General features: G+C 74.2%; 11 protein-coding genes. 4 read left to right on the top strand and 7 right to left on the bottom strand.

The window, feature by feature from the left end; translation table 11 throughout:
- Window positions 1-53: 53 nt before the first annotated feature.
- Window positions 54-1,007: a GlxA family transcriptional regulator gene (locus tag D476_RS0109290; protein WP_017623674.1), complete on the bottom strand. Its 954-nt coding sequence runs from the start codon at window positions 1,005-1,007 to the stop codon at window positions 54-56.
- A gap of 71 nt (window positions 1,008-1,078) precedes the next feature.
- Here D476_RS0109290 and D476_RS0109285 point away from each other — a divergent pair, with 71 nt between their 5' ends.
- From D476_RS0109285 to D476_RS0109275, 3 genes are all read left to right on the top strand, one after another.
- On the top strand, window positions 1,079-1,936 hold the full coding sequence (locus D476_RS0109285; protein ID WP_239648645.1) for an alpha/beta fold hydrolase: 858 nt from the start codon (window positions 1,079-1,081) through the stop codon (window positions 1,934-1,936).
- A 118-nt stretch (window positions 1,937-2,054) separates the two neighbouring features.
- Window positions 2,055-2,288 (top strand): FitA-like ribbon-helix-helix domain-containing protein, encoded by a 234-nt coding sequence (locus tag D476_RS0109280; RefSeq protein WP_017623672.1) that lies wholly within the window; start codon window positions 2,055-2,057, stop codon window positions 2,286-2,288.
- Complete coding sequence (locus D476_RS0109275) at window positions 2,285-2,695, top strand: type II toxin-antitoxin system VapC family toxin (protein WP_017623671.1); 411 nt, start codon at window positions 2,285-2,287, stop codon at window positions 2,693-2,695. Before D476_RS0109280 ends, D476_RS0109275 begins: the two co-directional genes overlap by 4 nt.
- A 93-nt stretch (window positions 2,696-2,788) precedes the next feature.
- Here D476_RS0109275 and D476_RS0109270 read toward each other — a convergent pair whose 3' ends face one another.
- The 6 genes from D476_RS0109270 to D476_RS0109245 form a co-directional block, all read right to left on the bottom strand.
- Window positions 2,789-3,241, bottom strand: a complete 453-nt coding sequence (locus D476_RS0109270) for a hypothetical protein (protein ID WP_017623670.1) — start codon at window positions 3,239-3,241, stop codon at window positions 2,789-2,791.
- A 103-nt stretch (window positions 3,242-3,344) separates the two neighbouring features.
- Window positions 3,345-3,551 (bottom strand): plasmid mobilization protein, encoded by a 207-nt coding sequence (locus D476_RS32650; protein ID WP_017623669.1) that lies wholly within the window; start codon window positions 3,549-3,551, stop codon window positions 3,345-3,347.
- A gap of 120 nt (window positions 3,552-3,671) precedes the next feature.
- Complete coding sequence (locus D476_RS0109260) at window positions 3,672-3,923, bottom strand: Smr/MutS family protein (RefSeq protein WP_017623668.1); 252 nt, start codon at window positions 3,921-3,923, stop codon at window positions 3,672-3,674.
- A gap of 24 nt (window positions 3,924-3,947) precedes the next feature.
- Window positions 3,948-4,760 carry a class I SAM-dependent methyltransferase gene (locus tag D476_RS0109255; RefSeq protein WP_017623667.1) on the bottom strand — a complete coding sequence of 271 codons (813 nt, stop codon included), beginning with the start codon at window positions 4,758-4,760 and terminating at the stop codon, window positions 3,948-3,950.
- Window positions 4,761-4,770: 10 nt separating this feature from the next.
- Window positions 4,771-7,134 carry an ATP-binding cassette domain-containing protein gene (locus D476_RS0109250; RefSeq protein ID WP_017623666.1) on the bottom strand — a complete coding sequence of 788 codons (2,364 nt, stop codon included), beginning with the start codon at window positions 7,132-7,134 and terminating at the stop codon, window positions 4,771-4,773.
- Window positions 7,135-7,138: 4 nt separating this feature from the next.
- Window positions 7,139-7,747 (bottom strand): TetR/AcrR family transcriptional regulator, encoded by a 609-nt coding sequence (locus D476_RS0109245; RefSeq protein WP_017623665.1) that lies wholly within the window; start codon window positions 7,745-7,747, stop codon window positions 7,139-7,141.
- A gap of 299 nt (window positions 7,748-8,046) precedes the next feature.
- On the opposite strand from D476_RS0109245, the gene D476_RS0109240 reads away from it, so the two are divergent.
- On the top strand, window positions 8,047-10,758 hold the full coding sequence (locus D476_RS0109240; RefSeq protein WP_017623664.1) for an ATP-binding protein: 2,712 nt from the start codon (window positions 8,047-8,049) through the stop codon (window positions 10,756-10,758).
- The last annotated feature ends 265 nt before the right edge of the window (window positions 10,759-11,023 follow it).

Here is an 11,023-nt window from a genome sequence, read left to right as displayed (position 1 = left end):
GGCCCCCCCCGCCGACGTCTGAGGGCGCCGCCGCGTTCGGCCTGCCGGGCCTCCTACCGGGCCCGGCCGAAGGCGCGGCGGTAGGCGCCGGGGGTGGTGCCGAAGCGGGCCCGGAACCGGCGGCGCAGGTTGACGGCGGAGGCGAGCCCGACCCGGGTGGCGACGGCCTCGACCGGCAGGTCGGTCTCCTCCAGCAGCACCCGTGCCGCGTCGAGGCGCCGGGTGAGCAGCCACTGGCCGGGGCCGGTGCCGAGCTGCTCGGTGAACCGGCGGGCCAGGGTGCGGCCGGACACGCCCGCGCGTTCGGCCAGGCGGTCCACGGTGAGTCGGCGGTCCATCCGGCCCTCGGCCCACTCCAGCAGCGGCGCCAGCGACGTGTCCGGCCTCGGCGGGGCGGGCCGCACGGCGTATTGGCGCTGGCTGCCCTCCCGGTGCGGGGGCAGGACCATGGTCCGCGCGATCTGGTCGGCGTAGGCCGCGCCGTGGTCGCTGCGGACCAAGTGCAGGCACAGGTCGATGCCCGCGCCGGTTCCGGCGCTGGTCGCGACGTCGCCGTGGTCCACGTAGAGCACGTCCGGGTCCACTCGCACGGCGGGGAAGTCGGAGGCGAGCCGGGCGGTGCGGCGCCAGTGGGTGGTGGCGCGGCGGCCGTCGAGGAGCCCGGCCCCGGCGAGGGCGAACGCGCCCGTGCAGATGGCGACGGTGCGCGCCCCGCTCCGGTGGGCGGCGCGCAGGGCGTCGGCGACGGCGGGCGGCACGGGTGCACCCGGGGGGTTCCAGGCCGCGACGACCACGGTGTCCGCCTCCTGCAGGGCCTCCAGCCCGGCGTCGACGTGGATCGCGTACCCGGCGGTGGTCGGTACGGGGCCGGGCCGCTCGGCGCAGACGGAGAAGTCGTAGCGGGGCGCGGATTCCGGCGGCACCGTGCCGAAGACCTCCGAGGCGCAGGCGAGCTCGAAGGGGGACTGCGGCGGACTGATCAGGGCCACCACCCGGTGCAGGCTCATGGCAGGAATGTACCCGCAGGTGTCTTTCCGGACTCTCGGCGGGAGGGGCGCGGCCCGGTCACAGTGGGGGCATGAGCGAAGGCACGGGGACGACGGGTGCGGAGGCGGGCGTGCGCAGGGCGGCGGCCCTGGTCGGCACGGATGAGGTCAGCTATCTGACGGCGGGGCGGGACGACGGCCTTCCGGTGCTCCTTCTGCACGGCACGTACTGGAGCCGGGTGTGGCAGCCGGTCCTTCCCCGGCTCGCGGGGGCGGGGCTGCGGCCGTTCGCGCTCGACCTTCCCGGCCTGGGGCGCTCGGGCGGCGAGCTGACCGTGGAGACCGCGTCGGTCCCCGTCCTCGCCGAGCGGGTGGCACGGGCCGCGTCCGCCCTGGGCGTCTCCGGCCCCGTCGCCGTGGCGGGCCACGACATCGGGGGCGCGATCGCGCAGCACCTCCTGGTGCACGGATTGTTGGAGGTCTCCCGCCTGGCGCTGGTCAACTCGGTCACCTACGACTCCTGGCCGGTGCCGGCGGTGGCGCGGTTCCGGGACCCGGAGGCGGTCGCGTCGACCACGGCGGAGGAGTTCCTGTCCGCGCGTCGGCGTGTCGTGACGGCGGCGCTGGGGAGCGCCGCAACCGAGGGGCTGATCGACGAGTACCTGTCCCCCTGGGCGGAGGCGCGCGTGCGCCGCTCGTGGATGGCCCTGGCGGGCGCGGCGGACAGCCGGTACACCCTCGACCTGCTCCCGGCGCTGAAGGGCTCCCCGGTGCCCAAGCTGCTGGTCTGGGGCGAGGACGACGAGTTCCAGAGGGTGGACTACGCGGAGCGCTTCGACTCGGAGGTGCCAGAGACGACTCTCGTACGCGTACCGGGGGCAGGCCACATCCCCATGGAGAACGCCCCGGAGACGGTCGCGGGTGCGCTGACCGACTTCTTGGCGGGGTAGGACCCGGCACCACACGGCGGCCCCGGGCCGCCCCGGCACCGCCCAGAGCCGCCGCGCATCCCGGCACCTACCAACGACTCTTCATCGACGCATGCATTGTGCATGCTAGACTCGCGCCATGGCGGAGACGACGGTTGTCCAGGTCCGGGACGTCCCGGCCGAGGCAGTGGAGACACTCAAGGCGAGAGCGGCACGCAGGGGCCTGTCGCTGGCCGCCTACCTCCGCGAGCTGATCCTCGAAGAGGCGTCCCTGCCGGAGCTCGACGAAGTCATGGCGCGCCTGGCCCAGGACGAACCGATCGAGTACACCGAGGAGGACCTCCGGGAGTTCAGGTCGGACGGCCGCCGATGAGCTATGTCGTCGACTGCTCGATCGTGATCAGGCTGCTGGCCGCACGCAGGGACGACGAGCTGCTGCGCCGCCGCCTCACCCGCCGGGTACACGCCCCCGCGCTGATCGACGCGGAGGTGTCCAGCGTGGTCCGCGGCCTGTCCAACACGAGCAAGCCCCACGTGAGGATCACGGAGCAGCGCGCACGGACGATGCTGGAGCGCTATCAGGGGCTGCACATCACCCGCCATCCGATGCAGCCGCTTCAGCCCCGCGTACACGAGCTGCGGGACAATCTCACCTCCTACGACGCCATGTACATCGCACTCGCCGAGGCGTTGGAGCTACCGCTGCTCACCGACGACGCCAAACTTGAAAAGGCGGCGGGCCACAGGGCCCGGGTCCTGTACTACCCGCAGCAGGACTGATCGCATGAACGGAGTCCGGGCAAGGGGCCGATGCACAGGTCCGCCGTTCCCGGATGCCGCAGCTCATCCCTTGCCGGACTCCGCCCGAGGCCCTCACACCGCGACGATGTGAACATCCTCGGCGCCGATCGCTCCCACATACGCCCCGATGTCCCCGGGGTCGCCGGTGAAGACGACTGCGCTCCGGTGCTTCACAGCGGTCCACGCAACGCTCGCGTCCACCGCGTCCGGCCACTTCTTCGCGGGAAGGTCCGCCGTTCCGAGTACGGCTCCGATACGCCGCCAATCGGTGATGTCGGGAGCGGTCGCGCAGGCGATGCGCTCGGCCTGGCCCGCCGCCGTGGGGCGCAGGGCGGCTGGAGACGAGCGGACCTGCGGGACCGTGCACTCCTTGAGGACCGCACTCATAGCGTGCACCGTCGCCGGATCCGGTCGCCATACCCGGGCGAGCACCGGGCCGGGGAGGACGGCGCGGTGCGGGGCTCCGGGCAGGCCCTTGTGTATCCGGACGGCCTTCGCCTTGCGCGCGGCCAAACCGATGAGCATGCCCGTGTCGTATACGGGGACCCCGGGGACTCACGCCCCTTCGCCGCGGTTGCGGGGAGCGGTGTCACCCGCACCGTAGACGAGGTTCAGGTCCTCGTCGGGCTCACGGTCGTCCCGTCCGCCCCTCGGCACCGGCGATCAGGGCATCGATGGCCGCGAACCCGGCCTCGGCCGCCGCGGTCTCGGCCATCTGCCTCGTCGCGGCGTTGACCATGTACGCGGAGATGTCCATCCCGGCACGCTCCGCGTGGGCCCTGATCCGCTCGGCCTGGTCCGCTTCGAGGCTGACACTGATCCGCACTTTGGACATACCACCAGCGCAATACGTGCATTACGGAAAAGTCGAGCCGGAGTCGCCGCCATCTCACCGCAACAGTCGCCCCGCCGCCCGGTTCCGGCACGCGGCAGGTTCACGCCGGACCTCTCGGCCTCAGTGCTTGAAGTGGACGAACAACCGGCCGAAGTTCTTGCCGTCCTTCTCCACGCGGTGGTATTTGGCCTTGATCTCCTTCTGCTCCAGGAACCTCAGGACGCGCTTCTTCAGCTGGCCTGAGCCCTTGCCCGGGATGATCTCGACCGTCTTGGCCTTCTTGCGGACGGCCTCGTCGATGATCTCGTTGAGGGCCCGGTCGATGTCCCGGCCCTTGTTGAAGATGTCGTGCAGGTCCAGCTTCAGCTTCACGCTGCCTCCGAGGGAGGGAAAGGGTCACTTCTCGGCGGTGAAGACGGCGGTGCCTGGGACGTACCGGCCGCGGTAGGGGCCCCAGCCGCCCCAGGTCGACGTGTTGTGCTCGGGCCACTCGGGTTCGGTCAGGTGCCTCAGGCGCAGGCCCGCCCCGGCGATCGCCGCGACCCAGTCGCCCATCGTGTGGTGGTGCTCCACGTACACCGCCCTCCCGGCGGTGTCCTCCTCGATGTAGGCCCTCCGGTCGAAGTACGACTGCGCCACCGTCATCCCCGACCGCGTCGGGTCGTCCGGGAACATCCACCGCACCGGGTGCGTCACCGAGAACACCAGTCGGCCCCCGGGGCGCAGCACGCGCGCGCTCTCGGCGACGGCCGCCGCGGCGTCGGGGATGAAGGGGAACCCCCCGAAAGCGGAACAGAGCAGGTCGAAAGAGGCGTCGGCGAAGGGGAGGTGCTGCACGTCGGCCTGGGCGACCGGGAGCCGCTCCGCCCCCTCGTTCTCGTCGATGCGGTGGGAGTGCTGCAGCTGCCTGAACGCCACATCCACGCCGACCACGCGCGCCCCCTGCGCCCGCAGCCACCGCGCGCACTGGGCCGCGCCGCAGCCCACCTCCAGGACACGGGCGCCCTTCAGCTCCTCGCGGGGCCCGAGGAGCCCCGCCTCGTCCTCCGTAAGGCCCTCCGGCCCCCACACGAAGGCGCTGTCCCCCAGGAAGTCCCCGTGTTCGCCCTGGTACTCGTCGGCCGACCTCTCCCACCAGATCCGGCTGGCCCGGGCGCTCTCCTCGGCCCCCGCCGCTCTCCGCCTCACCCGGCTCGCCTCGTCGCACATGGCGCCATCATCACAGAGCGGAAGGCGCACCGGGAGAGAGGCGGGCCCTGAGGAACGGAGGCGTCCTCCCCTCACCGGACTCCGCGACCTCCCGAGGCGCCCCCTGCCCGGTGACCGTCCCGCCCGCGTCACCGCCCCCGGGCCCCAGGTCGATCACGTGGTCCGCCCCGGCCGCCACCGACATGTCGTGCTCGGCGACGACCACCGTCGCCCCGCCGTCCACCAGCTCGTGCAGGCGCGCGACCAGCAGGTCCCGGTCCTTGGGGTGCAGCCCGGTGGTCGGCTCGTCGAGGAGGTAGAGCGTGTGCCCGCGCCGCGCGCGCTGGAGTTCCGATGCCAGCTTGATCCGCTGCGCCTCCCCGCCCGACAGCTCCGTGGCGGGCTGGCCCAGCCTCAGGTACCCGACCCCGACCTCGTCGAGCGCGCGCAGCGGGCGCGCCGCCGCGGGCACATCGGCGAAGAAGCCGACCGCCTCCTCGACCGTCATCTCCAGCACCTGGGCGATGCTCCTGCCCCGGTAGGTGACGCGGAGCGTGTCCGGGTCGTAGCGCGCCCCCTTGCACTCCGGGCAGGGCGCGTAGCTGCTGGGCAGGAACAGCAGCTCGACGGAGACGAACCCCTCGCCCTGGCAGGTGGCGCACCGGCCACCGTCCACGTTGAACGAGAACCGCCCGGCCCCGTACCCCCGTTCGCGCGCCTGCTCCGTCGCCGCGAACAGCTTGCGCACCGCGTCGAACATGCCCGTGTAGGTGGCCGGGTTCGACCGTGGTGTGCGCCCGATGGGCCGCTGGTCGACCTCCACGACCCGGTCGACGCCCTCGAACCCCTCGACGCCGTCGGCCAGTTCACGCAGGAGCGACGTCTTGCCCGCGCCCGACACCCCCGTGACCGCGGTGAACACGCCCAGCGGCACGTCGGCGTCCAGCCCGCGCAGGTTGTTGCGGTGCACGCCGCGCAGCTTCAGCCACCCCGACGGCGCCCGCCCGCACGGCGCCGTGCGCTCCGGCGCGAACAGGTAGGGCCGCGTCTGGGACGCCTCGGCCTCGGCCAGCCCGTCCACCGGCCCGCTGTAGAGCACGCGGCCGCCGCGGCTCCCCGCACCCGGCCCCACGTCCACGACCCAGTCGGCCCGGCGCACCACGTCCATGTCGTGCTCGACGAGGAAGACGCTGTTGCCCGACTCCTTGAGCCCCGTGAGCACCTCCATCAGCGCCTCGGTGTCGGCCGGGTGGAGCCCCGCCGAGGGCTCGTCGAGCACGTAGACGACGCCGAACAGCCCGGAGCGCAGCTGCGTGCCCAGACGGAGGCGCTGAAGTTCCCCGGCGGACAGCGACGGCGCGGGGCGGTTGACGCTCAGGTAGCCCAGCCCCAGCCGCTCAAGCACGCGGATACGCGCGACCACGTCGCCCGCCAGGACCGCGACCGCGCCCTCGTCCCCGCGCGCGTAGGGGTCGAGCACCTCGGCCAGCTCGGACAGCGCGAGCCCCGCGAGCTCGGGCATGGTGCGCCCGGCGAACGTCACCGCCAGCGCCTCGGCCCGGAGGCGGCGGCCCCCGCACACCGGGCACGCCGACCGGGTGAGGTACCGCGCGGCCCTCTCCCGCCGCGCCTCGCTCTCGGAGGCCGCATACGCCTTCATCACCAGGCGCTTCGCGCTGGAGAAGGTGCCCTGGTAGGGACGCTGGATGCGGTGCGCCTCCCGGACCGGGTGCACGGTGACCACCGGCTGCTCGTCGGTGAACAGGATCCAGTCGCGCGCCTGCTGCGGGAGGTCCCGCCACGGCGCGTCGACGTCGTACCCGAGCGCCTCCAGGATCTCCCGCAGGTTCTTGCCCATCCAGCCGCCGGGCCAGGCGGCGACCGCGCCCTGGCGGATGCTCAGAGACGCGTCGGGCACCAGGGACCGCTCGGTGGCGTCCAGCACCTCCCCCATGCCCTCGCAATTCGAGCAGGCCCCTGCGGCGGTGTTGGGCGAGAAGGCGTCGGAGTCCAGGCGCTCGGCGCCCGCCGGGTAGGTGCCCGCGCGGGAGAGCAGCATCCGCAGCGAGTTGGACAGCAGCGCGATGGTGCCGACCGACGACCGGGCCGAGGGCGCGGCGCGCCGCTGGCTCAGGGCCACCGCCGGCGGCAGCCCGGTGATCGCGTCCGCGTCGGGCGCACCGACCTGCTGCAGGAGGCGGCGCGCGTACGGCGCGACCGACTCCAGGTAGCGCTGCTGGGCCTCGGCGTAGAGCGTGCCGAAGGCGAGCGAGGACTTGCCCGACCCGGACACCCCGGTGAAGGCGGCCAGGCCGTCCCGCGGCACGGCGACGTCGACGGAACGCAGGTTGTGCACGCGCGCGCCGCGGACTCGGACGAACGGGTCGTGTGTCACCGGTTCAGCGTACGTAGGCTCCTGCCCTGGCCGCGGCGGCCGCGGCCCGCGCGGAGCGGTCCGCCGCCGCCTCGTCCACGGGCCCGAACCCCGCCAGCAGGCGGTGGTACAGGGGCGCCGACACCGCGAGCGCCACCTCCCCGGGGTCGGTGCCGTGCGGCACCTCACCCCGGTCGGCGGCCCGCACCACGCACGGCCCCCACTCGGCCACGCGCACACGCTGGAACCGGCGCAGCGCCTGGGCGGCGCGGGCGTCGCAGGTCGCGGCGGCGACGACGGCCTTGAACAGGGGCCCCTGCCGGGGATCGGAGAGGCGCTCGCACACGGTCAGGGCGTTGGCGCGCAGGTCGTCTTCGAAGGTGTCGGCGGCCCGGTCGGGCAGGGGCGGCACGGACAGGTCGGCGAGCAGGTCGGCGACCAGCCCGGAGGCGCTCCCCCAGCGCCGGTACACGGTGGTCCGCCCCACCTTCGCGCGCCCGGCGACCTCCGCCAGGTCGAGCCCCGCGAAGCCCTTCTCGACCAGGATGTCGGCGGCGGCCCCGAGGGCGGCGGCGCGGATGCGGGCGGTGCGGCCACCGGGGCGCACCGTCCCGGGAGCGTGCGTCTCGCCCATGGCACTCCTCCGTCGAAGCCGCAGGTACGCGGACACTCTAATTGGACAGGCGTCCCCACGTGGGCATCTCCGGGGCAAGTGCTCTCATGCATTCCCCTTGATCGGGGGTTTCGGGCGTCCCGGGGGCTTCGACGGGACGGGGCCGATCCGATTCCGCCCCTGAGCGGCACGCCCCGCGCCCCGAGCACCGACGCGCCCGGAGGCCCTCATTGCGTGTCACGCGGGTCGGGTGTCACCGACTCCGTGGTCAGTACTACGAGGGCGCTACGTAGGCTGTCGTGGTGGTCGGACGGAACCGGTTGGTCGGACGAAGCGAAGAGCTGGCGGCGGTCACGCGCCTCGTGCAGAACGCGCGCGACGGGCGCAGTGGTGCGGCTGTCCTGCGCGGCGACGCCGGGATCGGCAAGTCCGCCCTTCTGGACGCCGCGGCGGACGCCGCCGGGGGGATGCGCGTCCTGCGCGCCACCGGCGTCGGGGCCGAGTCCGACCTTCCCTTCGCCGCCCTGCACATGCTTCTCCGCCCGGTCCTACCCGCCGTCGGCGGGCTGCCCGACGACCAGGCCCGCGTGCTGCGCTCGGCGCTCGGCCTGAGCGACGAGGGCGGGAACGGCGAGCGCTATCTGGTGGGCCTGGCACTCCTGACCCTCCTGTCCGACCTCGCCGCCGACCGCCCGCTGCTGTGCCTGGTGGACGACGCCCACTGGCTGGACCCCGCCTCCTGTGACGTGCTCCTGTTCGCCGCGCGTCGCCTCCAGGCCGAAGGCGTGGTGTTCCTCTTCGCCGCGCGTGACGGGTTCGACGCGTCGGGCCTCGACGAGGTCGCCCCCGCGGCCCTCGACCGCCCGTCCGCGGTGGCGCTGCTGCGCGACCGCTTCCCCCGGCTCGCCCGCGACATCCGCGACCGCGTCCTGGAGGAGTCCGAAGGCAACCCGCTGGCCCTGATCGAGCTCCCCGCAGGGCTGTCCGAGGAGCAGCGCGCGGGCCGGACCGCGCCACCCGCCGCTTTCCCGGTCCGGCGGCGCGTCCTGGACACCCTCGGGGCGCGCATCGACCGCCTCCCTGAGGCGACACGCCTCCTGCTCGCGGTCGCCGCCGCAGAGGGGACGGGCGAGCTGGGCGTCATCCTCCAGGCCGCCCGGGCCCTCGGCTGCGCGGAATCCGACCTGGACGCCGCGGACCGGGCGGGCCTGCTGTCCCTTTCCGGCGTCACGGTGGCGTTCCGCCACCCGCTCGTCCGTTCCGCCGCCTACCAGGCGTGCCCTCCCTCGAAACGGCTCGCCGTCCACCGCGCGCTGGCGGCCGTGCTCGACGGCGACCGGCGTGCACTCCAGCTCGCGGCGGCCGCTACCGGACCGGACGACGACATCGCACGCGAACTTGAGGAGGCCGCCGAACGCGCGCGTGGACGCGGCGCACTCCCGTCAGCGGTGCCGTTCTATGAGCGCGCGGCCGACCTGAGCGAGGACGGCACCCAGCGCGCGCACCGGCTCATGCGCGCGGCGCAGTCCTCCGTGACGGTGGGCCGTACCGAGCGCGCCCGCGACCTGGCCGAACGCGCCGACGGCCTGGCGTCCGACCCCGTACTGCTGGCGGGAACGGCGATGGTCCTCGGGACCGTCGAGTTCGAACGGGGCGTCGCCGCGAAGGCCGCGGGGTTGCTGATCGAACGCGCCGGGCCCGTCACCCGGTCCGACCCCGCGCTCGCGCACACACTGCTGGTGATGGCGGCGGACAACGCCTGGGCCGCGGGCGACCTGGAGGCCGTGCGCGAGAGCGCCCGGATGATCCGCACGGTTCCGCCCCCTGATGCCGAGGACGGGTTTCTGCCGCCGCCCGGCATCGCCGCCGACTCCGTGGCCGGGCTGGGGGAGCTGGCCGACGGGGCCCAGGAGGCGGGAATGTCGCGGCTCGCCGCCGTGGTCGACCGCGCCCGCACCGAGCCGCCGGAAAGCCTGATCGTGCGGCTGCACCTGTGCTCCGTGGCGCTGACCATCGGCGACGACGAGACCGCAATGGAGCTGGCGGGCGCCGACGCCGCCGCGACCTGTCGGCGCGGCCTGCTGGGCGCACTCCCCGCGGCACTGCAGTTCCAGGCACAGGGGCAGCTCATGGCGGGGCGCCACCGCGACGCCGCCCTGTCGGCGGAGGAGGCGCAAGGGTTCGCGCATGCCACCGGCAAGGTGCGGACCACCGCCCGCCTCTGCGCGCTGGAGGCGCGGGCCGCCGCGATCGCCGGGGACGCCGAGCGGTGCCGTGAGGCGGCCGCCCGGTCGACCGGAACCGCCGAGGCCGATGCAGCGGCGTCGAGCGCGCTCGGCCTGCTCGCCCTCACGTCGGGCGACGCGGGCGAGGCACTGAGGCGCCTCGCAGAGGCCGCCGACGGCCCGGGGCGGCTCACCGCCCTCACCGTCGCCTCCTCCGCCGACCTCGTGGAGGCGGCCGTCCTGACCGGCGCCCGGCGCGCGGAGGAGGACGCCGCCCGGTTCGCCGCGTGGGCGCAGGCGTCCGGCCGCCCCTGGGCCCGGGCACTGGCACTGCGCTGCCGAGCGCTTCTGGAACCGGCCGACCGCGCGGGCGGCCTGTACGCCGAGGCGCTGTCCCTCCACGAGCAGGGCGGCCGCCCCTTCGAGCAGGCGCGCACCGCACTGCTTTACGGGGAGTGGCTGCGCCGCCGCAAACACAAGAGCGAGGCGCGCACACATCTGCGGTCGTCGCTGCGGGTGTTCAAACGCTTGGGGGCCGGGCCGTGGGCCGACCGCGCCCGTGCCGAACTGCGGGTGGCAGGCGACACCGCACCCGAGCGCGCGGGCGCGGGCACCCCGGCGTCGCTCCTCACCCCGCAGGAGCTACAGATCGCCCGCATGGCCGCCGCCGGGGCGGGCAACCGGGAGATCGCCTCGCGCCTGTTCCTGAGCCACCGGACCGTCGAATACCACCTGTACAAGGCCTATCCGAAGCTCGGCGTGCGCACCCGCACGGAGCTGGCCCGGCTCGACCTGACCGACCACTGATCGTTCCGTTTCGGGTTCATTGCAGGTTCGGGAGCAACGCCCTTCCCCCGGCTGAGGGCCCATTCCGCCGGTAGAGGTCCGCATCGGCCTCGGCCCTGGTGACCCGGTCGCGCAAGGTCCCGGGGATGGTGCCCGGTCGGCCGCCGCCCCCCGGCGCGTTCGCGCGCGGCTCATCGGGGCCGCTCCTCGGTGCCAGTGGCCGACCCGGTGGCCGACCCAGTGGCCACACGGATTCGCCCCCGTGGACCGCCTCCCTAATCTCCTC

Origin of the sequence: Nocardiopsis chromatogenes YIM 90109, from assembly GCF_000341185.1 — a bacterium.
In the GTDB taxonomy this organism is placed as follows: Bacteria; Actinomycetota; Actinomycetes; order Streptosporangiales; family Streptosporangiaceae; genus Nocardiopsis_A; species Nocardiopsis_A chromatogenes.
The sequence above is the reverse complement of the archived record's forward strand: the minus strand, read 5'-3'. Positions and strand labels throughout refer to the sequence as shown.